This window comes from Bacillus sp. PS196 (genome assembly GCF_037963555.1).
In the GTDB taxonomy this organism is placed as follows: Bacteria; Bacillota; Bacilli; order Bacillales; family Bacillaceae; genus Bacillus; species Bacillus subtilis.
The window spans coordinates 431,661-457,118 of the sequence record NZ_CP150159.1 but is presented as its reverse complement, the minus strand read 5'-3'; the positions used below and the strand labels follow the sequence as shown (position 1 = coordinate 457,118).

Annotated in this window: 23 protein-coding genes and 1 pseudogene; 11 read left to right on the top strand and 13 right to left on the bottom strand. The window is 43.5% G+C overall.

Annotation, left to right across the window (positions count from 1 at the left end):
* Positions 1-7 precede the first annotated feature (7 nt).
* From NST79_RS02350 to NST79_RS02335, 4 genes are all read right to left on the bottom strand, one after another.
* Complete coding sequence (locus NST79_RS02350) at positions 8-1,129, bottom strand: mannitol-1-phosphate 5-dehydrogenase (protein WP_029946494.1); 1,122 nt, start codon at positions 1,127-1,129, stop codon at positions 8-10.
* A gap of 1 nt (position 1,130) precedes the next feature.
* The gene (locus NST79_RS02345; RefSeq protein ID WP_003246714.1) at positions 1,131-1,562 is read right to left on the bottom strand and encodes a PTS sugar transporter subunit IIA; all 432 of its coding nucleotides are present in this window, start codon (positions 1,560-1,562) and stop codon (positions 1,131-1,133) included.
* 24 nt (positions 1,563-1,586) lie between these two features.
* Positions 1,587-3,023, bottom strand: a complete 1,437-nt coding sequence (locus NST79_RS02340) for a PTS mannitol transporter subunit IICB (RefSeq protein WP_134155798.1) — start codon at positions 3,021-3,023, stop codon at positions 1,587-1,589.
* Between the two features lie 172 nt (positions 3,024-3,195).
* A complete protein-coding gene (locus tag NST79_RS02335) occupies positions 3,196-3,549 on the bottom strand; it encodes a hypothetical protein (protein ID WP_003234445.1) in 354 nt (117 codons plus the stop codon).
* Between the two features lie 164 nt (positions 3,550-3,713).
* Here NST79_RS02335 and ycnK point away from each other — a divergent pair, with 164 nt between their 5' ends.
* Genes ycnK through NST79_RS02320 form a run of 3 tightly spaced genes read left to right on the top strand, consistent with a single transcriptional unit; the run spans position 3,714 to position 6,573 of the window.
* Positions 3,714-4,286, top strand: coding sequence for a copper uptake transcriptional regulator YcnK (ycnK, locus tag NST79_RS02330; protein ID WP_003234446.1), 573 nt, complete (start codon positions 3,714-3,716; stop codon positions 4,284-4,286).
* A 34-nt stretch (positions 4,287-4,320) separates the two neighbouring features.
* Positions 4,321-5,946: a copper transporter YcnJ gene (ycnJ, locus tag NST79_RS02325; RefSeq protein WP_088325309.1), complete on the top strand. Its 1,626-nt coding sequence runs from the start codon at positions 4,321-4,323 to the stop codon at positions 5,944-5,946.
* 12 nt (positions 5,947-5,958) lie between these two features.
* Positions 5,959-6,573, top strand: a complete 615-nt coding sequence (locus NST79_RS02320; protein ID WP_014475816.1) for a DUF1775 domain-containing protein — start codon at positions 5,959-5,961, stop codon at positions 6,571-6,573.
* A 43-nt stretch (positions 6,574-6,616) separates the two neighbouring features.
* Here the strand turns inward: NST79_RS02320 and gdh are convergent, their stop codons facing one another.
* Positions 6,617-7,402 (bottom strand): glucose 1-dehydrogenase, encoded by a 786-nt coding sequence (gene gdh / locus NST79_RS02315; protein ID WP_003246720.1) that lies wholly within the window; start codon positions 7,400-7,402, stop codon positions 6,617-6,619.
* 19 nt (positions 7,403-7,421) lie between these two features.
* Positions 7,422-8,285 carry a glucose uptake protein GlcU gene (glcU, locus tag NST79_RS02310; RefSeq protein ID WP_003234455.1) on the bottom strand — a complete coding sequence of 288 codons (864 nt, stop codon included), beginning with the start codon at positions 8,283-8,285 and terminating at the stop codon, positions 7,422-7,424.
* Between the two features lie 904 nt (positions 8,286-9,189).
* On the opposite strand from glcU, the gene NST79_RS02305 reads away from it, so the two are divergent.
* The 3 genes and pseudogenes from NST79_RS02305 to NST79_RS02295 all read left to right on the top strand — a co-directional run bounded on the left by NST79_RS02305 (position 9,190) and on the right by NST79_RS02295 (position 13,171).
* On the top strand, positions 9,190-9,786 hold the full coding sequence (locus tag NST79_RS02305; protein WP_212060051.1) for a hypothetical protein: 597 nt from the start codon (positions 9,190-9,192) through the stop codon (positions 9,784-9,786).
* Positions 9,787-10,061: 275 nt separating this feature from the next.
* Positions 10,062-11,819, top strand: a complete 1,758-nt coding sequence (locus NST79_RS02300) for an ABC transporter ATP-binding protein (RefSeq protein ID WP_339225799.1) — start codon at positions 10,062-10,064, stop codon at positions 11,817-11,819.
* Between the two features lie 218 nt (positions 11,820-12,037).
* Positions 12,038-13,171, top strand: a pseudogene (locus NST79_RS02295) (IS3 family transposase).
* Positions 13,172-13,266: 95 nt separating this feature from the next.
* On the opposite strand, the gene gabD reads toward NST79_RS02295, so the two are convergent.
* Both gabD and gabT read right to left on the bottom strand, forming a co-directional pair.
* Entirely contained in the window at positions 13,267-14,655 is a 1,389-nt protein-coding gene (gabD, locus tag NST79_RS02290) for a succinate-semialdehyde dehydrogenase (RefSeq protein ID WP_003246615.1), read from the bottom strand.
* A gap of 68 nt (positions 14,656-14,723) precedes the next feature.
* Positions 14,724-16,034 carry a 4-aminobutyrate--2-oxoglutarate transaminase gene (gene gabT, locus NST79_RS02285; protein WP_003234459.1) on the bottom strand — a complete coding sequence of 437 codons (1,311 nt, stop codon included), beginning with the start codon at positions 16,032-16,034 and terminating at the stop codon, positions 14,724-14,726.
* A 106-nt stretch (positions 16,035-16,140) separates the two neighbouring features.
* On the opposite strand from gabT, the gene gabR reads away from it, so the two are divergent.
* Positions 16,141-17,580, top strand: a complete 1,440-nt coding sequence (gabR, locus tag NST79_RS02280) for a PLP-dependent aminotransferase family protein (protein WP_212059771.1) — start codon at positions 16,141-16,143, stop codon at positions 17,578-17,580.
* A gap of 1 nt (position 17,581) precedes the next feature.
* On the opposite strand, the gene NST79_RS02275 is transcribed toward gabR, so the two are convergent.
* Positions 17,582-17,896 (bottom strand): metalloregulator ArsR/SmtB family transcription factor, encoded by a 315-nt coding sequence (locus NST79_RS02275; protein ID WP_003234476.1) that lies wholly within the window; start codon positions 17,894-17,896, stop codon positions 17,582-17,584.
* A gap of 139 nt (positions 17,897-18,035) precedes the next feature.
* Between NST79_RS02275 and NST79_RS02270 the strand changes: the two genes are divergently transcribed.
* The 4 genes from NST79_RS02270 to NST79_RS02255 all read left to right on the top strand — a co-directional run bounded on the left by NST79_RS02270 (position 18,036) and on the right by NST79_RS02255 (position 21,569).
* Positions 18,036-18,323 carry a putative quinol monooxygenase gene (locus NST79_RS02270; RefSeq protein WP_003234477.1) on the top strand — a complete coding sequence of 96 codons (288 nt, stop codon included), beginning with the start codon at positions 18,036-18,038 and terminating at the stop codon, positions 18,321-18,323.
* 16 nt (positions 18,324-18,339) lie between these two features.
* A complete protein-coding gene (gene nfsA, locus NST79_RS02265; RefSeq protein ID WP_014475811.1) occupies positions 18,340-19,089 on the top strand; it encodes an oxygen-insensitive NADPH nitroreductase in 750 nt (249 codons plus the stop codon).
* A gap of 163 nt (positions 19,090-19,252) precedes the next feature.
* Positions 19,253-20,131, top strand: coding sequence for a TetR/AcrR family transcriptional regulator (locus NST79_RS02260; protein WP_014478837.1), 879 nt, complete (start codon positions 19,253-19,255; stop codon positions 20,129-20,131).
* A gap of 19 nt (positions 20,132-20,150) precedes the next feature.
* The gene (locus NST79_RS02255; protein WP_003234482.1) at positions 20,151-21,569 is read left to right on the top strand and encodes an MDR family MFS transporter; all 1,419 of its coding nucleotides are present in this window, start codon (positions 20,151-20,153) and stop codon (positions 21,567-21,569) included.
* A 45-nt stretch (positions 21,570-21,614) separates the two neighbouring features.
* On the opposite strand, the gene yclQ is transcribed toward NST79_RS02255, so the two are convergent.
* The 4 genes from yclQ to yclN are packed head-to-tail and all read right to left on the bottom strand — an operon-like array spanning position 21,615 to position 25,232.
* Positions 21,615-22,568: a siderophore ABC transporter substrate-binding protein gene (gene yclQ, locus NST79_RS02250; RefSeq protein ID WP_212059769.1), complete on the bottom strand. Its 954-nt coding sequence runs from the start codon at positions 22,566-22,568 to the stop codon at positions 21,615-21,617.
* Positions 22,569-22,589: 21 nt separating this feature from the next.
* On the bottom strand, positions 22,590-23,348 hold the full coding sequence (gene yclP / locus NST79_RS02245; RefSeq protein WP_212059767.1) for an ABC transporter ATP-binding protein: 759 nt from the start codon (positions 23,346-23,348) through the stop codon (positions 22,590-22,592).
* Positions 23,342-24,289 (bottom strand): petrobactin ABC transporter permease YclO, encoded by a 948-nt coding sequence (gene yclO, locus NST79_RS02240; protein ID WP_003246705.1) that lies wholly within the window; start codon positions 24,287-24,289, stop codon positions 23,342-23,344. Before yclO ends, yclP begins: the two co-directional genes overlap by 7 nt.
* Entirely contained in the window at positions 24,282-25,232 is a 951-nt protein-coding gene (gene yclN / locus NST79_RS02235; RefSeq protein ID WP_087960839.1) for a petrobactin ABC transporter permease YclN, read from the bottom strand. Before yclN ends, yclO begins: the two co-directional genes overlap by 8 nt.
* Positions 25,233-25,458 lie beyond the last annotated feature (226 nt).

Genomic DNA, 25,458 nt, shown 5'->3' with positions numbered 1-25,458 from the left:
TGGTCGGTTATTGATTAAGTTTCTTTAAAATGATGGCGTGCAACGGTTCATGGGACTGAATGCCGCACACCTCTTGAAGTACGCCGCTGTATCCTTTTTCTTCGATCAGCGCTTGCAGTTCAACCGCTTCAGGGTCACCGGTGAAATCGAAGCGCAGTGCTGCGGCAATTCCTTCAGCCAGTGCATTCGGTTCTTTTATTTTCTTTGCCGGGCCTACAAGTCTATCATTTTCTCCCAGTTTTCTGAGAGGTGACCTCGCTACGCGGGTCACATCGTCCGAAATGAAAGGATTTTCAAAGCGACCGATGATTTTTTTGATATATTGTTCGTGTTCAGTTTGCTTAAAGCCATACGATTTGACGAGATAGTCACCAGTTTCAAGCAGCGCCGAATGAACAACACGGCGGATTTCCGGATGATCAATTGCTTCTTTGACCGTTTTGAGTCCGCGCTGATAGCCGACATACGCTGTGACCGCGTGTCCGGTATTGACCGTAAACAGCTTCCGTTCGATGTACGGCGTTAAATCATCAACAAACAGTGCGCCGTTTATGACTGGTGTTTTCCCTTTAAAGCCTGATTCATCAATGACCCATTCGAAAAATGGTTCAACCGATACTTTCAGCGGGTCTTCATGATGCTGAATCGGGACGATCCGGTCAACGGCAGAATTCGGAAAACCTACCGTTTCACTGACGGATTTCTGCTCTGCTTCCGTTAAATGGCTGTATATTTCTTTCTTTAAGAAGCTGCTTCCGCCAATCATATTTTCGCAGGCAATGATATTCAGTGTGTTTGCAGTATTTCTTCGTCTTAAACCTTCTGCGATAGACGGGGCAATCAGCTTCAGCACATTCGGGCCGACAGCTGTTGTGATGAGCGCCGCCTCATTCATCAGCCGGTACAGCTCCTCGGTCTGACTGCCGCTGTTAATAGCGCTCACCGGGCCAATGATCTCCGATGAACGTCCCTCTTCCGCCAGTTCCACTGTGTATTCTTTTTTTTCATTGAGGAGGCTGACCATCGTGTCGTTCACATCCGCAAACACCACATCATAGCCGGAGTGGTGAAGCAGCGCGCCGATAAATCCTCTCCCGATATTTCCCGCACCGAAATGTAAGGCGATCATGTCAGTTCACCTCGTTGAAAATGGCGATCAAATCTTCTTCGCTTTTAGCGGAGATCAGGCGTTCAATGTTTTCTTCTTCTGAACAGATAATGGCGATGTTAGACAAAATGTCTAAATGCTCATTATTTTTACCCGCAATGCCGAATACCACTTTTGCCGTGTTGCCTTCTCCGTACTCAACGCCCTCTGGAATCTGTATGATTGAAATCCCTGAGTGAAGCACCTCGCTTTTCGCTTCTTCTGTGCCGTGTGGAATGGCAATGAAATTCCCCATAAACGTAGAAGACGTTTCTTCACGTTCAAACATTTTGCTAATGTAATCCTCTGTCACGTAGCCGTTGTCAATCAGCGTCTGGCCTGCCAATTTGATGGCCTCTTCTTTTGATGATACCGTTTGATTGAGTTTAATATTTTCCTTTGCGAGTACTTGCATGAGTATCACTCTCTTTCTATAAGATTACTTTTTCAGCTTTTCAATCAGCTCATCGTATTTCGGGCTGTTTAAGAAGTTATCCACTGATATGTGTGTCGCGTTCGGCAGCTTTGCTTTCGCGCGGTCTGTTAAATCTTTGTGGGTGATGACAATATCCGCATCGCTTGGCAGATTGTTAATGGCCGTGTTGGTCACACTGATGTCAAGCTCCGCTTTTTTCACTTTGTTTCTTAAGATGGATGCCCCCATGGCACTTGATCCCATTCCCGCATCACACGCAAAGATAATTTTGTTCACGCTTTCAGGAGACAGCTCAGACGCTTCCTCTGCTTTGGCTTGTTCCGCCTCTAAAGCAGCTGCTGCTTGGCTTTTCTTCCCCTTCATGGACTGCATTTTTTCTGTTGCGGCAGCCAGGTCTTCGTCACTAGCTTTTGAGGATTTCAGGATCACTGCTGAAACGATGAACGATACAGCTGCAGCGACCAATACGCCCGCCAATACGCCGAAATAGCCTCCTCTTGGCGTCATTGCCATCAATGCGATAATGCTTCCCGGTGACGCTGCCGCGACAAGTCCGGCATTAAAGATCGTAAACGTTAAGAGTCCGCTTGCTCCGCCGGCAATGGCTGCGAGAATCAGGGCCGGTTTCATCAGAATGTACGGGAAGTAAATCTCGTGAATCCCTCCGAAGAAATGGATGATCGCCGCACCGGGAGCCGTTGATTTTGAAGATCCTTTGCCAAAGAACATGTACGCCAGCAAAATGCCGAGCCCCGGTCCAGGGTTCGCTTCTACTAAAAACAGAATTGATTTTCCTGTTTGGGATGCTTGCTCGATTCCGATCGGGCTTAAGATTCCGTGGTTTATGGCGTTGTTAAGGAACAATACTTTCGCCGGTTCTACAAAAACACTGGCTACCGGCAGTAAATTAGCGTGTACAATGACTTCCACACCAGCCGCCAGCAATTTATTTAGCGTCAGGACAACCGGGCCGATGGCGTAAAACGCGAGAATCGTTAAAGCCGCGCCGACAATCCCTGCCGTAAAGTTGTTGATCAGCATTTCAAAGCCTTGCTTGACTTTATCCTTGAATAATTTATCAGTCTGTTTAATGAGGTATCCGCCAAGCGGACCCATAATCATTGCGCCTAAAAACATTGGAATATCCGATCCGACAATCACCCCAATTGCCGCTGTGGCTCCGACAACTCCGCCGCGGTGGTCGTAGATCATTTTTCCGCCTGTATACGCTATCAAAAGCGGCAATAAATACGTAATCATCGGGCTGACCAGCGTGTTCAGCTGTTCATTCGGAAACCATCCTGCCGGAATAAACAGCGCGGTAATGATACCCCACGCGATGAACGCGCCGATATTCGGCATGATCATTCCGCTCAAATAACTCCCAAAGCGCTGCACTTTCACTTTCATGCCGCCTTGCTGCTGTTCTTGCTGCTGCATATATAAACCCTCCCTGTTTTGTTTGTCGCTGTAAGGTGCAAAAATATGTTCAGAGAATGATGCTTCCCTTTGACTCTATGTTAAAACGCTTACAGTCCCTATACAATTGAAAGTAAAGAGGACTTTGGCACATGACTGTGACAATTTTTTAAAAATAAAAAGGCTCCTGGTTTCAGGAGCCTTTTCTCTTTCCTCTATAAATAATGTTGCCGTTTTGAATCACGTACTTTGCGATCATTCGCTCACTCACAATAAAAACGGGATAGGCGCACACAAGCGCAAAAACAGCCATCGGCACGTGCTGTACGGCCGGCAGCATTGAACCTGCCGCATTGCGGAGGAGCAGCAAAAGATAAATGAGCAGCACAATAGCCGCTAATGATACCAGCATAATCGGAGCTGATACTTTATATTCATAAAGCCGTTCCCGGCAATGTCCGCAGCGAAATTGACAAGGCACATTTGATGATCTGACCATGTCGCCTGTCAAAGGTTTGCCGCAGTTCGGGCATGGTGTTTCTTTCATAGGGTATTCCTCACTTTCTATTCCATATGTCTATTATACCAGAGTCCCTTCTGTTTCGTTTTGTTGCTGTTCAACACATTTTCACATTTTTTATCATCAGCTTACTTGTCTCTGTCTCTAAAATCCTCTACGCTTAAATAGATCTTAATGAAGAGGGTGTATGAATGCTTCCGATTAATAGACAGCAACACATACTGAAGTGGCTGAAAGAAGAAGGCGCGCTCAGAATTTCTGACATCAGCGCAAGGTTTGGCGTTTCGGAAATGACGGTATACAGAGATGTCAATCAGCTGGTTCAGTCAAATCAGGTCATTAAAACGGCCGGTGGCATCACGCTCCCCGCCCGAACACCTCAAACGGATCATATGTGCAGCTATTGCTTGAAGCCCGTCAATCAAGCTCATTCGGTTCAGCTGATTACGGTAAACCAAGACATTGAACAGCTATGCTGCGCACATTGCGCGTTTTTGCGTTACGCGGATAAAACGGAAGAGGTTTCACACTTGATTTGCAGAGATTTTCTGTTACAGACAACCGTCAGTGCCGGTTCGGCTTATTTCGTCGTAAATGCTGAATTAAACCTGCACTGCTGCCAGCCGCAGGCCATTCCGTTTGCGACACTTGACCATGCCGAGCGATTTCAAAAAGGATTCGGCGGAGCCGTCCGCACTTTCGACCAAGCGCTGGAAGACATGCTTCAAGACCGAAAGAAACGCTGCACCTGCACCAAGAAATAACACAACACATACAGCGGAAGGTGGTGTCTGAGTGATGAAGCGAAACAGATGGTGGATCATCCTTCTGCTTTTTCTTGTTTTCCTGCCGAAAACAAGCTTTGCTCACGCCTATATTGTCAAATCTTCACCTGGGGAAAACAGCGAATTAAAAAGTGCTCCTGCGCAGGTGGAAATCGAATTTAATGAACCGGTTGAAGAAGGGTTTCATTACATTAAAGTCTATAATTCAAACGGCGACCGTGTGGATACGGACAAGACTGAAATCAAAAAAGATAATCATCACATCATGACAGTGAAGCTGAAGAAGAATCTGCCTAAAGATGTGTACAGAGCGGAATGGAATGCCGTATCCGCGGACGGGCATCCTGTTTCCGGCGTCATTCCATTCAGTATCGGGAAAGCGGATGGCGGATTCAGCAGCCAAAAAGCAGCCGATTCAGCTCTGAATCCGGGAACAGCAGCAGATCGCGCGATTCTGTATACAGCCTTATCTCTGTTTATCGGAACGGTTTTCTTCCATCTTTTCTGGTATAAAGGGAAATCAGAACAGCTCGTCAAACGGACGAGACGTATCCTGACCGGCTCGATCGCAGCACTGGGGCTGGCGCTTTTGCTTCAGCTTCCGATTCAGACAAAAGCGAACGCAGGCGGCGGCTGGGGCAGCGCATTCCAGCCAGGCTACATCAGAGAAACACTGTTTGAGACAGCAGGCGGCTCCATTTGGATCATACAGGCTGCGCTGTTCGTGCTGCTCGCACTGTCTGTCATCCCTGCGATACGGAAAAACCGCTTTTCATCCTTTGGCTATTGGACAGCGCCGCTCATTTTCTTTTTCGGTCTCCTGCTCGCCAAGGCGTTTACCGGGCATGCTGCTGTCGTTGAAGAAAAAACGGTCGGCATTTTGATGGATTTCCTTCATTTAACTTCCGCTTCCATCTGGGTTGGCGGAATAGCGGCACTCGTTTCGCTGCTCTCAAAAGAATGGAGGCAGCCTGACAAAACGCTCGCGTGGGAGACGGTCAGACGGTTCTCCCCATGGGCGCTCACTGCAGTCGGCGTCATTTTGTTTTCAGGCTTGCTCAATGGATTTTTCATCATTCGTTCAATGGATTCACTATTCCATACAGCGTACGGCCAAGCTCTTTTAGTGAAAAGCGGGCTGTTTGTTTTCATGCTGGTCTTAGGTGCGATTCATTTTCTGCTTACCAGAAAGCAGCGCCGCACAGGAATCAGCCGAACGTTGAAAGCGGAGTGGGCAATCGGCATCGCTGTATTGATCACAGCTGCCGTGTTTACAAGCCTGCCAAGCCCGCCTGAGCCAGCGCCGGAACCGTTCTACCAAACCAAAGCGATTGAGAACGGACAAAGCGTTTCTCTCAGCATCAGCCCAAACCAGCCCGGAAAAAATGTTTTTGAGCTGCGGGTCACCGACCATAACGGAGATCCCGTGAAAAACATCCAGCAAATCACGTTAACCGTTTATAAAACAGGCCTGTCAGGCAGCGAAAACAAAAGCACCTTTACATTAAAAGAAAAAACAAAAGGCGTCTTCCAAGATCAAAACCTGTCGATTAATGAAAAAGGAAACTGGAAGATCAAAGTCCACGGCCTGACCGGCGACTTTAACGAAATCAATATCATGTTTACAAAGACCAATTAAGGAGTGTTTACGTTGTTGAAAAAAATCGCATTGACACTATGTCCGGCTATTGTCGGCTCCCTCTTATTCTTTACGGCCCCTGCCAGCGCGCACGTTTCTGTAAAACCGGCTGAGTCTGCTGCAGGCTCTTGGGAAACGTATACAATGAAGGTCCCTTCTGAGAAAAATCTGCCGACAACGAAGGTAGTCCTCAAAATGCCGAAGGATGTTGAATTCCAGCAATATGAGCCAATTCCGGGCTGGAAGGTTTCCACTCAAAAACATGATGACAAATCAGTCTCCGTGACATGGGAGGCGACTGACGGAGGGATTCAGGAAGGACAGTTCCAGCAGTTTACCTTTGTTGCCAAAAACCCTGACAAAGCGGAGGAAGCCGCTTGGGACGCATACCAATATTACAAAGACGGCAGCATTGTTGAGTGGACAGGTGACGAGGATGCCGATACACCTCATTCCATTACAAACATCACGTCTGCAAAACAAGTGACAGATGAGCACGGCGCCACGAAAACAGAAGACGATTCCGAAAACTCAGGTTCTTCAGCTCTAGACATTACAGCGATTGTGCTGTCTGCGGCTGCCATTATTTTATCTGTAGCAGCACTTGTTAAGAAAAAGCGTGCGTAATAAAAAAGCGATCCAGATGTGATGTCTGGGTCGCTTTTTTTGTTTAACCGCGTCCTGCCTGGAATGAAGGATATTGTGTCATACCACCGTCCGCGAATAACGTGATGCCTGTGACGTAGCTGGCTTCCTTCGAAGCAAGCCAGGCTGCTACTGCGGCGATCTCCTCCGGTTCGCCGATATATCCCATTGGAATCATGCTTTCTACATCAGCTTTCTGTTTAGGGTCAGCGAATTTTTCAGCATTGATTGGCGTGTTGATCGCACCTGGCCCAATATTATTGACGCGAATGCCCTTCGGCGCGTATTCCAACGCTAATGTTTCTGTCATCAGCTTTATCCCGCCTTTACTTGCCGCATAGTGGACAAATAACGGCCAAGGAATCACTTCGTGCACACTGGACATGTTAATGACATTTCCCTTGATATCGTTTTCTACGAAATATTTAATCGCTTCACGGCTTCCTAAAAAGGCACCCGTTAAGTTCGTGCCGATGACTTTATCCCAATCCTTGAGCGGCATTTCGTGAGATGGTACAGGATTTTCAAGACCGGCATTATTAATCATAATATCGAGTGTGCCGAACTCCTTAATTGCCGTTTGCACGATATTTTTTACATCTTCCTCTTTCGTGACATCTCCTTGGACGACAACAGCTTCACCGCCCGCCTTGATGACCTCTTCTTTTACCTCGTTTGGATCTTGTTTATTACTATAATAGTTGATAACCACTTTTGCCTGCTCCTTGCCGAAGCGAATGGCCATCGCCTTTCCGAGCCCTGAAGCAGCTCCTGTAATAGCGACGACTTTTCCTTTTAAATCCGGATACATATACATCCTCCTCCATTTGTTATGAATTTGTTTTGGCGATTCCTAAGAATACGGCGGCGGCAATAATCAGGATAATCCCGATCGCAATTGCTATTAGCTGGCGTTTCGTTTTCTTTTCACGCAGGATGAAAATACCGCCGAGCGTAGAAATGACAATTCCCATTTGTGAAAGGGAAAAGCTCGTTGCAACGCCGACTCGCGGCTGAGAAATAAACAAAAACATATTTCCGCCTGCCCAGATTAACCCTGGGAGAATATTTCTGATCGCATACTTGTTAAAGGGTTTGTGTCTATAGGTTAAAACTAACCCCCCGACCACCATACCAATTGCCTGTGGCAGCAACGCGGACCAGCCGGACACATTGAATAATCTAGCCACTACTACATAAACCAAATAACCAAGAGTCGAAACAAGGAGAATCAAAATGCCCTTTTTCAAATTGCTTGGCTCGCCCTCTTTTTTATCATTCTTATCTTCCAAGGACGTGAGAATGATTCCTACAATGATAAAGATCAAAGCGAGAACGCCAAGCGTAATCGCAATCGGTGTTGACCATTCGCGGAACACGATCACACCGAACAGCGAGGTGGAAACGAGCTGCATTCCTGTGGAAATCGGCATTGTTTTCGACACGCCCATCAATTGAATGCTTTTCAGCTGGTTGGCCTGTCCAAGTGACCAAAATAAGCCGGATACGATTCCAACAATAAAAATGCGAAGGGACAGAACGGGCTGAACAAAAAAGTAAATAACGATAGAAACAATGAGTGCCCCGATCGTCGTTCCCAGTGTCTGGCTGTACGGCCCGCCGCCTAATTTCACATTGAAGAGAACAATGCTCCCCCAAAACAAAGCCGGGAGAAGAGCCAATAATAAATCCATTGTTGGGGAACCTTCTTTCAAAATGTATTTGCTGTTATTTTGGCTGGAATTGTTGTGATTATTCTCTAAGAAAACAAATTTTTTAATCATCTTTAACAATTCATGTAAAAGCTAAGCAACTGGAATTTATTCAAAAATAACGTTTCAATAATAAATATAGGTACACCTGGAAAAAGCTAATAGTTAGTAACAAATCCCCGAAATAATTTTGAAAAGAGACTAGCAAATCATCATTTAATGATATTTACATGAAAAATAATGAAATATATTGTAAGTATATCCGTCTAATGGTATTATATCTTTTGGAGGAAATAGTTACCTTATTTAATATGTTCAATTTATATATAAGTCAAATTTTTTTGAAAAGAGGCTTGTTAGAGGATGATAAGTATCTCCTTAATTTTTCGTATACTCTTAGCAAATATATTTATTAGTACGAGTTTTTCAAAGATAATAAAGTTCACAGATTTTAAAAAAACAGTATTTTCCTTTACTAAGGTTAATAATCCGCGAGTCATTTTAATTTTCTCTATATTTGTCATTACAGCAGAGTTAATTTTATCATTATTATTATTTTTTCAATCAACGAGATGGATTGGGGCACTTGGAATATCAATTCTCCTGTTAGTATTTACAATATTGATTTCATTTAATTTAAAGAAAAAAAATATTATAAAATGTAGTTGTGGAGGAGTTCTGGGGAGCAGTTTTATTGGAAAAAAAACCATTCTCAGAAATTTAAGCTTAATGCTCTTATCTTTCGCTATACTTATTATTCCGACCGGAACAAATACAGTAAATGTATACAATTTCATCTTACTAGAACTAGGAATCATTTTTTTATTTACAGGTCTTATTATTGCTCGTAACATTCATAATTTATTAAATGAAAAGTGGGATTTAAATGCAGATTGAATTAATTTTTAATCTTATAATAATGCTTTTATTAGTTATAATTTTGTATTTCATGTGGAAGATTACTAATCTATTACAAAAAAGTGAAACTGGGTTATCACTTAAGAAAAAAATAGAACTTCAAGAGGTAGCAGATCAAGGAATCAAAAAAGGAGATATTCTTCCCGAATTCACAATTATTAATCCTGTAAATCACAAAAAAACTATAATTGCTTCAAACACCTTACAAGATAGCTTTCTGCTATTAACTGCAGTCGGCTGTAGTGAATGTCAAGAGTTGCTAGAAGATCTTTCTATTTATGACTTAAGAAACATAAATAAAAATATAGTTGTATTATCATTTATGCCTCCAGAAGCTAATGTTATTCCTGATAAAGATAGAAAAAGACATTTTAGTACAATCGAAGAATTATCAGAAATAACTCACTATATTAGCTCTGTTGATACTCTTGAACAATTGAAATTCAATCAATTTCCATTAATTATGGCTATCGATTATGAAGGTCGATCGTTAGGTACGTATCATGGGAATATTGATGTCTTACGTGATTTAGCAACTTGGACATTTTCAACTGAAAGGGGGTGAATACAATGGCATGTAAAACAAAAAATAGATGTGTTTATAACTTCTCAAAATGTAACCATCTAGTAGGTGCTTCATATTACCGTTATACTGAAGTTTGGGGTTGCAAAAAAGGGGAATCTGTAATTGTAGCTTCTCCTAAATGTTCAGCCAAACCTTGCGTCAAAGCATAAATAAAAAAGAAAGACTTTTATAGTCTTTCTTTTTTATTTATAATTTCACTTATTAATTCCACATTAACAAATTTAAATTAAGAGTTTATTTTAAAGAGGTTAAAAATGTTTAGAAACGTTTTTAAAGTTATTAAAATTTATTTTCATATATCAAAAATCAATTTGATTATTCTTCTTTTGTTTTCTGTTATGCTTTCTATACTCCCTATCTATTCACTTACAGTGACTGAGGAGATAGGCAATAATATTTCAAAGTCAACTGATTTTTCAAAAATTATATGGTTATTGTTTTTTCAAGCAATCTTATATATTAGTATTCAGATACTTTCTTTGATCAATAGCATCATCGAAAATAATTTAGATTACAAATTTACGTACCATTTTGAATTAAAATTAATTAATAAAGTAGGTAAGATTAAGACTTCCACTTTAGATAATTCCACAATATATAATGATATCCTACAAGTTTCCCAAATAATCCCTTTGATGGGGACTCGTTTATTAATTGATATTATAGAGCTATTTAAAGGTATTTTATCCATAACTGGATTAATTGTAATTCTTAAGAATTTGCACTGGTCGATCGTTACTTTATTAGTAATTATCAGCGTCATTAATTTTCTTATGTCAAGGTTGTATAATAAAGAAGAACTAGCCATTTTGAATAAAACTAGTGAAATAAAAAGAAAAAAAGATACAATTTGGGATCTGTTAAAAAACAGAGAATCAGTTGTTCAAATAAAAATGTTTCAAGTTGGTGATTATTTAATAAACAAGTGGAGTAAATATTACTGGAAAGCAGTAAATCCTGAACGGAGGCTTAACAATAAACGGGAATTTCTAGTTCAAATTTTAATGATTGGTACTCAAATTTTGCAATTGGTTATTCTTATTATTTTCATTATTTCAAATTGGCCTAATATACCCATTGGAACATTTATGTTGCTAATTCAAGCAATATCACAATTCCAAGGCTTTTCCCATCAGATAGTCGGTTCTTTAACAAACTTGCATCAAACTATAATTTACCTTCCTCTATATTTCAATATATTAAATAAAGAAGAGGAAGAATCGACTGGCACTAAGAAAATTAATTTCGATAAATTAGAACATAGTATTCGTGTAAAAGATTTAAGTTTTAGATACTCTAACTCAGAATCCTACTCTTTAAAACATGTCAATTTAGAAATATTAAAAGGAGAAAAAGTTGCAGTTGTTGGATTTAATGGGTCTGGCAAAACCACTTTAATTAAATGTTTAATAGGGCTTTATGATAATTATGATGGGAGTATATATTATGACAGTAGAGAAATACAAGAATATAATCAAGACACAATACGAAAGCAAATAGGCTGGTTAGCTCAGGACTTTATAGAATATCCATACTCTCTTGAGGAAAATATATATTTAGGGGATATGGGGAAAAGAGATCCTGATTTAACTTATTCTTTAGAAAGAAGCTTAGTTAATGAATTTGCAAAAAAATTACCGTTAAAACTAAAAACGGTGCTTGATCCTTCTTTTGAAGAGGGAATTGATTTATCTGGTGGACAATGGCAAAAAGTTGCTTTAGCTAGATTATATTATCGGGATTCTAATTTAATGGTTATGGATGAACCCACCTCCGCAATAGATCCCATATCAGAAAATAAAATTTATAAGAATTTGTTTAAAGAAGACAAAGATAAAACCATTATTATACTTACTCATCGTCTAAATGTATGTACTTTAGTTGACAAAGTAATAGTCATGAAAGATGGTAAAATAACTGACATTGGATCACATAAAGAGCTAATCAAATCAAGCTCATATTACAATAAATTGTATACGTCTCAAACTCAAGATGGGTACCTTAAGTTATGACAATCAATTTCTGTTGTCTTAGAAGCATTGTTTAAATAAAGATAATTTCCTTGTGTCTTTATTTAAACCTTTGTTATTCCATATTAAACATGAAAACAAATTAATCAAAAACCTTTGATTTTTAGGGACTGACCCCATAAGATGAGACAAATAAAAACACCTTCAAGTTTGAATACGGATAATTGTTATCTGAAATTAGACTTGGAGGTGTTTTTTCTATTGGGACAAGAGTGAGTTTTGAAGTGAAACAGAAGGCTGTAGAAATGAGATTGGCAGGCGTACCTATGAAAGAGATCATGCAGGAGTTGAATATTAAGAATAAGACATAGGTTCAGACATGGGTTAGATGGCATAAGACTGGGGATACACATCGATTCGAACAGCCTGTTGGAAAGCAATACACTTACGGAAAAGGTCCAGAGTATTCTTTCGAATTAGAGAAACTGCAGGCAGAGATTCGTTACCTGAGACAACAGAATGAAGTTTTAAAAAAGTACAACGAATTGGAAAGGAAGTTGATAGCGAAACGTCAGTCGAAATTGTAGAAATATTGCACAGCACAATGATCGTGCAGGATATCTGTATTCATTTAGGTATCTCTCTAGCGCCTTATTATCGTTGGAAGAAGAATCTGATGAAGGATCATCCCAAGCGCCATTTGGAAAAACAAATCGGCACGTTGTGCCGAGAGCACAAGTATCGATATGGATATCGAAAAATCACAGCCATACTAAAAAAGAGAATGTGTATTAACCATAAAACGGTTCAACGTATTATGCAGAACAATCAATGGCAGTGCCAGGTTAAGGTGAAAAAGCGCAAGAAGGATGGGCAGCTATATGCCATGGTCGATAATATATTGGATCGGAACTTTCACTCTGATCGCCCTCTTGAAAAACTAGTAACGGACATCACATATTTGCCTTATGGACAGAAACAATTGTACCTTTCCAGTATATTAGATTTATACAATGGAGAAGTGATTGCTTTTACGAATGGGGAAAAGCAGGACACAGCCTTTGTCTTAGACACACTTGATCAGCTACCAACACTGCCTGAGAACTGCGTGTTACATAGTGACCAAGGTTCTGTCTATACATCTTACGAGTATCAAAAAGCTGTTAAAACAAAAGGCATTACCATGACCCGCAAAGGGACGCCCGCTGATAATGCCTCCATCGAATCGTTTCATTCCTCACTAAAGTCTGAAACGTTCTATCTTAACAGCATTGATCAAACTACGACCGCCATCGTAGAACGCACTGTCATAGAATACATTCATTATTATAACAATATACGTATCCAAACTAAACAACCAATCACCGATAAACTATCGACAATTGGCTGTTTAAAAATTGTTTTAATCCCTGTCTCAAAAACGGGGGTCATTCCCTTTACGACAAAGGCTTTTGTTTTCTTTTTCCATTCACGCTTTTATAACATATATTTATAAACCGATGGACAAATATTTTGTTTCAAGGTACGGCTCGATGCCTTCTGAACCGCCTTCACGGCCAATGCCGCTTTCTTTCATTCCGCCGAATGGCGCTTGAACCGCTGACGGTCCGCCGTCATTCCAGCCGATAATGCCATACTCTAGATTCTCGGAAATATAGATGCCGCGGCGGTAGTTTTCTGTGAAGAAGTAAGCAGCCAAGCCATACGGTGTATCGTTGGCAAGCTGAATCGCTTCATCAATATCAGAAAACGTGACGATCGGGGCGACCGGGCCGAATGTTTCCTCATGCATGATGTTCATGGACGTATCGACATCGGTGAGCACTGTCGGATTCACAAAGTAGCACCCTTTGTCATCGTTTCGGTCATATGTGCCCCCAGCAATCACTTTCGCGCCTTTTTCAACCGCATCATCAATTTGGCTGACGATTTTTTCGAAGCCTCGTTTGTTAATGATCGGGCCGACATTGACGCCTTCCTCAAGTCCATTTCCGACTTTCAGCTTAGACACTTGCTCGCTCAGTTTCGCAGCAAATTCATCTTTAATGGATTCATGAACGATCAGGCGGTTGGCACATACGCAGGTTTGGCCGGCGTTTCGGTATTTGGACGCCATCGCCTGTTCAACGGCAAGGTCAATGTCCGCATCTTCATCTACGATCAGCGGGGCATGTCCGCCGAGTTCCATTGAGACGTGCTTCACGGTGTCCGCGCTGTTTTTCATAAGGATTTTCCCTACAGGTGTTGAGCCTGTGAAGGTGATTTTGCGGATTTTCGGACTGCTTGTGAACACATTTCCGATTTCTTCTCCATCGCCGATTACAACCTGAAGAACATCCTTCGGAATGCCCGCTTCATATGCGAGGCGCGCCAGTTCATAAGCAGACAGCGGTGTGTCCGGCGCCGGCTTGATGATAAATGTACAGCCGGCGGCAAGAGCAGGCGCCGCTTTGCGTGTAATCATCGCATTCGGAAAATTCCAGGGCGTGATAGCTGCAACGGGGCCGACCGGCTGGCGTGTGACAACAATTCGTTTACCCGTTGTCGGGGCCGGGACCGTTCTTCCGTACACACGCTTCGCTTCCTCTGCGAACCATTCGATATAGCCTGCGCCGTAAAGTACCTCGCCGACTGCTTCCTGGTATGGTTTTCCGTTTTCCTTTGTAATTAAATCTGCAAGCTCTTCTTTATGTTCAACAATCAGCTCATACCATTTTTTCAAAAGAGACGTTCTTTCGTTCGCTGATGTTTTAGACCACGTTTTAAACGCTTGATGTGAACGTTCAATGGCTTCTTCTACCTCTGTGGCTGATTGCTGAGGAATCGTTTTGATCTCCTCGCCCGTAGCCGGGTTGTAGACCGTTAATTGATCTGGCATATTGAACATTCCTTTCTTTTCATGATTACTTAAAATGATAGCAGACCCGGCCATTTTCTTTCCAATGATTAAGCTCGCAGGCCCGCCTCCAAGATGCTGAGCCCTTCATTTAATAGGCTGTCTGAGATGACGAGCGGTGTCAAAAAGCGGATGATATTACCGTTAATTCCCGCTGTCAGCAAAAGTAATCCGTTTTGATTCGCATAGGCCGCGATCGCTGCTGCTTTTGTCTTATCAGGCTCACGCGTGTCAGGATCCTTGACGATTTCGATTGCGGCCATCGCCCCGAGTCTGCGGATGTCACCGATGAACGGGAATTCTTGTTTCCACTCATACGCCTTGTCTTCAATGATTTTGCCAATTTCTTCAGATCGCTCATTCAGTCCTTCTTCTTCGATAATATCCAAGACTGCCAAAGCCGCCGCGCAGCCGAGCGGGCTGCCGGCATACGTGCCGCCCAGCTCCCCTGGCGCTGCCGCATCAAGCATTTCCGCACGCCCGATCACACCGCTTAATGGCAGGCCTGCCGCAAGCGATTTAGAAACCGTGATCAGATCGGGCACTACATCAAAGTGCTCAATTGCGAAATAAGTGCCAGTTCTGGCAAAGCCGGTTTGGATTTCATCAGCAACAAAAACAATGCCGTGTTCTTTGCAGAATGAAGCGACGTGCTGTACGAACCGTTTCGAAGGAATAATAAATCCGCCTTCTCCCTGCACTGGCTCCATCACGACACACGCCACCGTTTCAGGCGCCACTGAAGCGATAAAGAAATCATTGAATGCTTGAATGACCATATCGTCATAGCTTTCATCACTCATGCCGGCCGGCTTCTGATAATAATAAGGGAACGGCGCTTGATAAACCTCTGGCGCAAAAGGCCCGAAACCGAATTTATAAGGTTTTACCTTGCTTGTCATGCTCATCGTCATATTCGTGCGCCCGTGAAACCCGCGTGTAAACGAGACAACGCCTTGGCGCTTTGTATACTTTCTGGCGATTTTCACAGCGTTTTCGACCGCTTCTGCCCCTGAGTTAAGAAAAATCGCTTTTTTCTCATGGCTGCCCGGCGCGATGCCGCACAGTTTTTCTGCTAATTCGATATAAGTCGGGTACATCATGACATTAAAACCAGGATGAATCAGCTCCTCCGCCTGCCGCTTCACAGCCTCAACCACCTTCGGATGCGAGTGTCCGACATTTAACGTGCCGATGGCGCCTGCAAAATCAATAAATCTCCGGCCATCCAGATCGTACAGCTCGGCCCCTTCTCCTTTGACCGCCAGACTGCGGTTGCCGTTGCTCACACCTTTTGACACAAATTGATCCCGTTTTTGCTGCCATTGTGCAGTTGTGATGCTTGCTGTTGTTTGACTCATGTGAATATCCCCCTGTCGGTATTTTCTTATCATTCTGACTTCTCTTTGGTATGATGAAAAGTACCAATTATAACTTTTTGATGGTATCAGAAGGAGAAACTACAAAATGGATATCACGATTACACTCGATCGTTCAGAACAAGCCGATTATATCTATCAGCAAATTTATCAAAAGCTGAAAAAAGAAATCCTCAGCCGCAATCTGCTGCCTCACTCGAAGGTTCCCTCCAAGCGGGAGCTGGCTGAAAATCTCAAGGTCAGCGTAAATTCAGTGAATTCAGCCTATCAGCAGCTGCTGGCTGAAGGGTATTTGTACGCCATTGAACGAAAGGGTTTCTTCGTGGAGGAACTAGACATGTTTTCCGCCGAGGAGCACCCTCCATTTGCACTGCCGGATGATCTAAAAGAGATTCACATCGACCAGAGCGATTGGATATCGTTTTCACACATGAGTTCCGATACAGACCATTTTTCGATCAAAAGCTGGTTCCGCTGCGAGCAAAAAGCGGCCTCCCGCTCATACCGCACGCTCGGCGATATGTCACATCCGCAAGGGATATATGAAGTGAGAGCGGCCATTACCAGGCTCATTTCCCTGACGAGGGGTGTAAAATGCAGGCCAGAACAAATGATCATAGGGGCAGGCACACAGGTGCTCATGCAGCTGTTGACTGAGCTTTTACCCAAGGAAGCCGTGTATGCGATGGAGGAGCCTGGCTACAGGCGCATGTATCAGCTTTTGAAGAATGCCGGAAAACAAGTCAAGACGATCATGCTGGATGAAAAGGGCATGTCGATTGCTGAAATCACCAGACAGCAGCCAGATGTACTGGTGACCACCCCGTCACATCAGTTTCCGTCCGGAACGATTATGCCTGTATCCAGAAGAATTCAGCTGCTGAACTGGGTAGCCGAGGAGCCGCGCCGATATATCATTGAGGACGATTATGATAGTGAATTCACATATGATGTAGACAGTATTCCGGCGTTGCAAAGCCTCGACCGTTTTCAAAATGTCATCTATATGGGAACCTTTTCAAAGTCCCTTCTCCCCGGCTTGCGGATCAGCTATATGGTGTTGCCGCCTGAGCTGTTGAGGACATACAAACAGCGGGGCTATGATCTGCAGACTTGCTCATCACTTACACAGCTCACCCTGCAGGAATTTATCGAGTCTGGTGAATATCAGAAGCATATAAAAAAAATGAAGCAGCATTATAAAGAAAAGAGAGAACGCCTGATCACCGCTTTAGAAGCAGAGTTCAGCGGAGAGGTTACCGTAAAAGGGGCAAATGCGGGGCTGCATTTTGTTACCGAATTTGATACCAGGCGCACCGAACAAGACATCCTGTCACATGCTGCCGGGCTGCAGCTTGAAATATTCGGAATGAGCCGATTTAACTTGAAGGAAGACAAGCGGCAAACGGGCAGGCCAGCTCTCATTATCGGCTTTGCACGGCTGAAGGAAGAAGATATTCAGGAGGGTGTGCAGCGGCTTTTCAAAGCGGTTAACGGACATAAAAAAATCCCCGTTACAGGGGATTGATTCACCAGCGGTCCTGGTCTACATTCAGCACGGCTTCAAGCAGGCCCGGAAATGCCTTTTCAAGGTCTTCAGCGCGAAGCGAATAATACCGGCGCTTTCCTTCTATCCGAACTTGAGCGATGCCCGATTCTCTCAAAACTTTAAAATGATGCGACAAAGTCGATTTGGCAACCTGCACATCTGCACAGGTGCTGCACGTTTTTTCTTTTGCTTCAGCTAATTGCTTGACGAGCTCTAAACGAAGCGGATCACTAAGTGCATGAAGAACCTTTGTCAGCTGCAATGTTTCTGTTTCTGGATGGTTTGGAATGTTCATGACACAAATGTATCACACAACAATTAGAATGACAATTTTACTATATAAGGGTTTTTCCTTTACCTCATTTAGAATACATGTTACATTTAGTTCGATGAAATTCGAACAATAAATTCGCATAACAACGGAGGAGATTTAAATGATCGTATTACAAGCTTACATCAAAGTAAAACCAGAAAAACGCGAGGAATTTTTGAGCGAGGCTCAATCACTTGTTCAGCATTCAAGAGCTGAGGAAGGCAACGCGCAATACGACCTATTCGAAAAAGTAGGCGAAGAAAATACATTTGTCATGCTTGAAAAATGGAAAGATGAAGCGGCAATGAAATTCCATAACGAAACTGCGCATTTCCAAGGGTTTGTCGCAAAAGGAAAAGAACTGCTGAGCGCCCCTCTTGATGTTGTCCGCACAGAGCTTAGCGAGTAAAGAAAGGGTGTCCCATATGAATGAAGTGATTAAATCTTTAAAAGACCACCGCTCGATTCGCAGCTACACAGATGAGCCTGTAGCTCAGGAGCAATTGGACCAAATCATTGAAGCGGTGCAATCAGCCCCTTCTTCTATCAACGGACAGCAAGTGACTGTGATCACAGTCCAGGATAAAGAGCGCAAAAAGAAAATCTCCGAGCTGGCAGGCGGCCAGCCATGGATCGATCAAGCTCCTGTTTTCCTGCTGTTCTGCGCAGATTTCAATCGGGCCAAAATTGCGCTTGAAGATCTGCATGATTTCAAAATGGAAATCACAAATGGATTGGAATCTGTTCTTGTCGGCGCAGTAGACGCTGGTATTGCCCTCGGCACAGCAACAGCAGCGGCTGAGTCACTCGGACTTGGCACAGTTCCGATCGGTGCGGTTCGCGGAAACCCTCAAGAGCTGATCGAACTGCTTGAGCTTCCAAAATACGTGTTCCCTTTATCCGGCCTTGTCATTGGGCATCCTGCCGACCGTTCAGCGAAAAAACCGCGCTTGCCGCAGGAAGCTGTCAATCATCAGGAAACTTATTTGAATCAGGATGAGCTGACGTCTCACATTCAGGCATACGACGAACAGATGTCTGAATACATGAATAAACGGACAAACGGAAAAGAAACAAGAAATTGGTCACAGAGCATCGCTTCCTACTATGAGCGCCTGTACTATCCGCACATCCGTGAAATGCTTGAAAAACAAGGATTTAAAGTTGAAAAATAAGCTCTTATTCGGCCTGTCGGATTTTCCGGCAGGCCTTTCATTTACCCGGTTAAAATCCATTGACTTCTATTTTGTTTATTTGGTAAAATTTTTTCATAGTTACTCATTGGTTTTCTGTGAACCAATGGGTTTTCTAATGTTCAAGAAAGAAGGAAGCCATGAGATGCTTGATAAAAAAACAGATATCTTGTTAGCCGCGCGAAAGCTTTTTTCGGAAAAGGATTTTACGTCGGTTTCCATGCAGGCGATCGCAGAAGAATGTAAGATGTCAAAAGCTTCGATATATAAGCTGTTCCAATCTAAAGAAGATCTGCTTTTGGAGCTGCTGTCATTTAACCAGAAGCAAATGGTGGCCGCAGCCTCAAGACTTCAGGAAAATACCGCACTTACACCGGAGGAGCGTTTGACGCAAAAGGTCAAAATGGAACTGGAGGGCTTCAGGCGGAATCAGCAGTTTTTCAATATGCTGACCTACGGAAACCCCAAGCTGCATAATGACCGGGTCAAACAGCATATCCATCAGACCAGATCGACGATTATCTGCTGGCACCGCGATTCGCTGATCCAGGCGTATGGAGAAACCATTCTCCCGTTTGTGTGGGATTTGGTTATCATTCTTCACGGCATGATGCGTGAGTTTTTAATGCTGATCAAAATCGAGGAAAAACCGCTTGAGCTTGACCCGATCGCAGAGTTTATCATCAGCACCCTCAATCAGATTATCAAAAACAGGGAAACCCGCCAGTCTCTTCTTCCGCCCGAAGCCATCGAGCTTTATATTCATTCAGCATCCTCCTACAAGCCAAAGGATAAATCAGTCCTATTATCGGAAAGCCTGAAGGAATTACATAAAGGCATCTCTTCCCTGTCCGCCGCGGACTATGACGTAGATGAACTGACATCCGCAGCCGCCATGCTGGAGGAAGAAGCGAAGAAGGAAGAACCCCGCGCTTTTTTACTCAAATCACTGATTGGCTATCTGGAACAAACCAGTGTTTTAACACAGCCCGTTTCCATGTTAAAAACACTGTTAATTACTTAGAGAAAAGAAGGGATATGTATTGAACACAAGTATTGAACAAAAACCTTTTAACCGTTCTGTCATTGTCGGCATTTTGTTAGCCGGAGCGTTTGTGGCGATTTTGAACCAGACATTGTTGATTACCGCACTTCCCCATATCATGAGGGATTTCAATGTCGATGCCAACCAAGCACAATGGCTGACCACATCATTTATGTTAACCAACGGGATTTTAATTCCGATTACCGCGTTTTTAATTGAGAAATTCACAAGCCGGGCGCTGCTCATCACAGCAATGAGCATTTTCACTGCCGGAACAGTCGTCGGAGCGTTCGCGCCGAACTTCCCGGTTCTGCTGACAGCGCGTATCATTCAAGCGGCCGGAGCCGGCATTATGATGCCGCTCATGCAGACTGTATTCCTGACAATCTTTCCGATTGAAAAACGCGGCCAGGCTATGGGTATGGTCGGATTGGTCATCTCATTCGCGCCTGCGATCGGACCGACTCTTTCCGGATGGGCTGTCGAAGCTTTCTCTTGGAGATCATTGTTTTATATTATTCTTCCGTTTGCTGTGATTGATTTGATTCTTGCCAGCATCCTGATGAAAAACGTGACGACTTTAAGAAAAACACAGATTGATATTTTATCAGTCATCCTTTCAACATTTGGGTTCGGCGGCCTTCTGTACGGCTTCTCAAGCGTCGGCTCTTACGGCTGGTCCAGTTCAACCGTCTTGATTTCACTGCTGGTGGGTGTCATCGCGCTGCTCTTGTTTATCACAAGACAAATGAAGCTTGAAAAACCGATGCTGGAATTCCGCGTCTTCACGTTTGGCATTTTCAGTTTAACAACACTGCTGGGAACCCTCGTCTTTGCATTATTGATCGGTACGGAAACCATCCTGCCGCTTTATACACAAAATGTCAGAGACGTCACAGCTTTTGATACAGGGCTTATGCTCCTTCCGGGAGCCGTTGTGATGGGCTTTATGTCACCGATTATCGGCAGAATTTTTGACCGTGTCGGCGGAAGAGGGCTGGCGATTGCCGGTTTCTGCATCATCTTCCTGACATCTCTGCCGTTTATGCAACTGACTGACCATACGTCACTCGCTTGGATTGTCGTTTTATACACCGTTCGTCTCTTAGGCACCGCCATGATCATGATGCCGGTGACAACAGCCGGAATCAACGCGCTGCCGCGCCACTTGATTCCGCACGGAACTGCGATGAACAACACGATTCGCCAAGTCGGCGGCTCGATCGGAACCGCACTATTGGTTTCCGTGATGAGCAACCAGGCGGCACATGCAGGCACGACAAATGTAAAGCACGCCGCCCTGCACGGCATGAACGCCGCTTTTATTGTGGCTGCCGTCATTGCACTTGTCGGCTTCCTTCTCTCATTCACATTAAAGAAACCCCAGCGCCCTGCCGAACAGCAGCCGGCACGCTGATTAACCAAAAAGAGCCCCGCTATTTAGCGGAGGCTCTTTTTGGTTTTACTTTTCTAAACCGTCTTTCACTTCTTTGATCATTTGTGCCATAGACTCAAGACCGCCTCCTGATAAGTACCAAGTAGCAGAATCAAGGTAGACGACATGATCATTTTTCACTGCGTTTACATTTTTCACATAATCATTTTCAACGACTTGTTTAGTAGATGATGTTTCACCGATCGCTGTACCGCGGTCAATGACAAACAGGTAATCCGGGTTTGTTTTTGAAATGTACTCGTAAGAAACGCTTTGTCCGTGAGTAGACGCTTTGATGTTTTGATCAGCCGGTGTCACGCCGAACACGTCATGGATCAGGCCGTATCTTGATTTAGGACCGAATGCGCTGATCTTCCCGTCGTTCGCCATGATGACGAGACCGTTTTTGTTAAGCTTTTCAGCCGTTTTCTTTACATCTGCGATTGAATGATCGATTTTTGCGAGTTCATCCTTCACTTCATCTTCTTTATCGAAGATCTTACCGATTGTTTCTGCGTCAGACTTAAATGATTCCATATACTTCGCTGTGTCTACGCCAAGGTAAATTGTCGGCGCAATTTCAGAGAATTCTTTGTAAGACTCAGATTGTCTTCCTGAGATAATGATCAAGTCAGGGTCTAAATCTGCCACTTTCTCGAAGTCTGGCTCTTTTAAGCTGCCGACGTCAGCATATTTGTCATCCTTGAATTTGGACAGATATTTAGGAAGGGCTTGTTTCGGCAGTCCCGCTACTTTATCATCAAGTCCAAGTTTATCTAATGTATCTAAGCTTCCAAAGTCAAATACGACAACTTTTTTAGGGCTCTTCGGTACTTTTGTTCCGTTTTTGTCCAGCTGGTGTTTCACCGTGATTTGTTCTTCCTTAGAATCAGAACCTTTGCTGCTTGTGCTTTGGTTTCCGCATGCAGAAATCACAACTGCCGTCACCAAAGCGATGAATAGTAATGCGAACTTTTTCATGCTCTTCACCTCTTCTATATATTAAGAAAAATAGACACCTATTCTTTGATTATCAATCGTCTGAATCGGGATGGTCATATCGTAGATTTCCTCAAGCACTGACGTTTCTATCATTTCTTCAGGCGGTCCTTCTTTAACGATTCGGCCGTTTTTCAAAGCGACGATATAGTCAGAATAGACTGAAGCAAAATTGATATCGTGAATGACGACCACGATCGTTTTTCCAAGCTCCTCTACCAGCCGTTTCAGCAGTTTCATAATTTCAACTGAGTGTTTCATATCCAGATTGTTCAGGGGCTCATCCAGAAAGATATAATCTGTGTCCTGGGCAATGACCATGGCGATAAATGCCCTTTGGCACTGTCCGCCGCTCAGCTGATCCAAGTATTTGTCTTGAATGTCTTCCAGCTTCATATAGCTAAGCGCCTGGTTGATATGAACCCAGTCTTCCTCTGTCAGCCGGCCCTGTGAGTACGGAAACCTGCCAAAACTGACGAGGTCTTTGATCGTGAGCCTGATATTGATTTGGTTCGCCTGCTTCAAAATGCTCATTTTCTTGGCAAGCTCTTTGCTGTCACATGCTCCAATCTCTTGTCCGTCTATGTAAATCTCGCCGGAATCCTTTTTGATCAGGCGGCTCATGATAGACAGCAGCGTACTTTTGCCGGCGCCGTTAGGACCGATAAACGAGGTAATTTTGCCCTTTTGAATCGTGACTGACGTCTCTTCAAGAACAACTTTCCCGCCATATTGTTTGCTTACATTTCTGACCTCTACCATGATTTATTCTCCTTTAACAGCAAGTAGATAAAATAAATCCCGCCGGCAAAATTAATAATGACGCTCAGCGTCGTTGAGAAGGTAAACACTTTCTCAACCACAAACTGCCCTCCGACCAGCGCAATGATGCTGATGAAAACGGAGCCTGCGATTAAGTATGAATGCTTATATGTTTTCAGGAATTCTCTCGCCAGGTTGACGACCAGAAGGCCTAAAAACATAATCGGCCCGACTAGCGCTGTTGAAACAGAAACCAAAATCGCAACCACGATCAGCATCTGCTTCACCACTTTATCGTAGTCAATGCCCAAATTCACGGCGTGCTCGCGTCCGAGCGACAGCACATCGAAAAATTTTGTAAAACGCCAGACATAAACGCCTGTCAGCAGGAAGATGATGAACGCGAGCCATAACAAATCCGTATTGATATTGTTAAAGCTGGCAAACATCTTGTCCTGCACAACTTGGAACTCGTTCGGATCAATCAGCATCTGCATAAAAGAAGACAGGCTGCTGAACAGCGTGCCAAACACGATTCCGATAAGCAGAAGGAAAAAGATATTTCTCCCCTCACCCTTGAACATGATCTGATACAAAACAAGAGAAAACAGTATCATCAGCAGAACAGAGATGATAAAGTTGATGTTTTTATTCATGATGACCATATTCGCAGAACCGAACAAAAAGATAATGCCAGTCTGAATCAGCATGTAGAGAGAATCAAGGCCCAAAATGCTCGGCGTCAGGATGCGGTTGTTCGTAATCGTTTGAAAGATCATGGTCGAAAACGCAATCGCTCCCCCAGTCAGCACAATGGCAGCGACTTTTTTGATTCGTCTCGGCAGGGTGTAATCCCAATTGCCTAAGTCATAAAACAAAAACAAGCCAATACATACAATGGCTAAACCAACGAGCAAAGCTATTTTCATCTGGTTACGCATAGGCTTTTCTCCTTAACAGCATAAACAGGAAAATGCCGCTGCCGATGATTCCGACCATCAGGCCAATCGAGATTTCATAAGGGAAGATAATGATTCTGCCCAGTATATCGCAAAACAGCACAAACACCGCTCCCAACAGCGCAGTATGCGGCAGGCTGCTCTTCAGATTGTCTCCTCTGTAAATCGATACAATATTCGGGATGATTAAACCGAGAAACGGCAGCATACCGACAGTCAAAATGACAAGGGACGTGATCAGGGACACGATAATGAGCCCGATGTTCACAACCCGTTTGTACTTGAGGCCGAGGTTGACAGAAAAGCTTTCACCCATACCGGCCAATGTGAATTTATCCGCATACACATAGGCAATGATGACGAGCGGAATACTCAGATAAAGAAGCTCGTATCTTCCTTTCACGACTAAAGAGAAGTCTCCCTGCAGCCATGATGACACATTCTGGATCAAGTCATATTTATATGCGATAAATGTCGCGATTGAACTGACGATATTCCCGAGCATTAAACCGACAAGCGGAATAAAGATGGTGTCGTTAAACTTGATTCTTTCAAGGATTTTCATAAACAGAAAATTTCCTGCAAGGGCAAAGACAAACGCGACCAGCATTTTGATTAAAGGACTGGCGGATGTAAACAGCAGCAAGGAAATTAAAATGCCGAGCCTCGCCCAATCCATCGTGCCCGCCGTCGTCGGTGACACGAATTTATTTCTGCTGATCTGCTGCATAATCAAACCGCAGATGCTCATGCTTAATCCCGCGATGACAATGCTGATCAATCGCGGCATACGGCTTGCAAACAGCGTTGACGCCTCTTGTTTGCTTAAATCGAAGAGATCAAGCGGCGACAGATCTTCTACACCGATAAATACAGATGTGACTGCTAATATGATAAGTAGAATAAATAAGTAACGTAGCTTCATGCTGCCTCCTTACATCCTTACAGCAAAAAGAACGTATCTCCTACTCCGCAAGGACTCAAAACAATATGGCCATATAGTAATTGATTATCATTATCATTTACATATTACCATTTTTATAGGGTTAGTCAATATTCTTTAAAAATATTAACCTAGTCATTTATCAATTTTACTAATCATTCTAACCATTTTCCATCCCAAAACGTTAGGCTGTTTACCATATTTATCT

Bases quoted from the DNA above. Each gene is read 5' to 3' on its own strand.
- gabT (WP_003234459.1), bottom strand. From the start codon at position 16,034: ATGAGTCAAACAACAGCAAGCATCACAACTGCACAATGGCAGCAAAAA.
- NST79_RS02335 (WP_003234445.1), bottom strand. From the start codon at position 3,549: ATGAAAGAAACACCATGCCCGAACTGCGGCAAACCTTTGACAGGCGAC.
- yclQ (WP_212059769.1), bottom strand. From the start codon at position 22,568: ATGAAAAAGTTCGCATTACTATTCATCGCTTTGGTGACGGCAGTTGTG.
- glcU (WP_003234455.1), bottom strand. From the start codon at position 8,285: ATGGATTTATTATTGGCTCTTCTCCCGGCTTTGTTTTGGGGGAGCATT.
- yclO (WP_003246705.1), bottom strand. From the start codon at position 24,289: ATGCGTAACCAGATGAAAATAGCTTTGCTCGTTGGTTTAGCCATTGTA.
- gabR (WP_212059771.1), top strand. From the start codon at position 16,141: ATGGATATCACGATTACACTCGATCGTTCAGAACAAGCCGATTATATC.
- NST79_RS02350 (WP_029946494.1), bottom strand. From the start codon at position 1,129: ATGATCGCCTTACATTTCGGTGCGGGAAATATCGGGAGAGGATTTATC.
- NST79_RS02275 (WP_003234476.1), bottom strand. From the start codon at position 17,896: ATGAACATTCCAAACCATCCAGAAACAGAAACATTGCAGCTGACAAAG.
- gdh (WP_003246720.1), bottom strand. From the start codon at position 7,402: ATGTATCCGGATTTAAAAGGAAAAGTCGTCGCTATTACAGGAGCTGCT.
- ycnK (WP_003234446.1), top strand. From the start codon at position 3,714: ATGCTTCCGATTAATAGACAGCAACACATACTGAAGTGGCTGAAAGAA.
- yclN (WP_087960839.1), bottom strand. From the start codon at position 25,232: ATGAAGCTACGTTACTTATTTATTCTACTTATCATATTAGCAGTCACA.
- nfsA (WP_014475811.1), top strand. From the start codon at position 18,340: ATGAATGAAGTGATTAAATCTTTAAAAGACCACCGCTCGATTCGCAGC.
- yclP (WP_212059767.1), bottom strand. From the start codon at position 23,348: ATGGTAGAGGTCAGAAATGTAAGCAAACAATATGGCGGGAAAGTTGTT.
- NST79_RS02300 (WP_339225799.1), top strand. From the start codon at position 10,062: ATGTTTAGAAACGTTTTTAAAGTTATTAAAATTTATTTTCATATATCA.
- NST79_RS02345 (WP_003246714.1), bottom strand. From the start codon at position 1,562: ATGCAAGTACTCGCAAAGGAAAATATTAAACTCAATCAAACGGTATCA.
- ycnJ (WP_088325309.1), top strand. From the start codon at position 4,321: ATGAAGCGAAACAGATGGTGGATCATCCTTCTGCTTTTTCTTGTTTTC.
- NST79_RS02260 (WP_014478837.1), top strand. From the start codon at position 19,253: ATGCTTGATAAAAAAACAGATATCTTGTTAGCCGCGCGAAAGCTTTTT.
- NST79_RS02340 (WP_134155798.1), bottom strand. From the start codon at position 3,023: ATGCAGCAGCAAGAACAGCAGCAAGGCGGCATGAAAGTGAAAGTGCAG.
- NST79_RS02305 (WP_212060051.1), top strand. From the start codon at position 9,190: ATGCAGATTGAATTAATTTTTAATCTTATAATAATGCTTTTATTAGTT.
- gabD (WP_003246615.1), bottom strand. From the start codon at position 14,655: ATGCCAGATCAATTAACGGTCTACAACCCGGCTACGGGCGAGGAGATC.
- NST79_RS02270 (WP_003234477.1), top strand. From the start codon at position 18,036: ATGATCGTATTACAAGCTTACATCAAAGTAAAACCAGAAAAACGCGAG.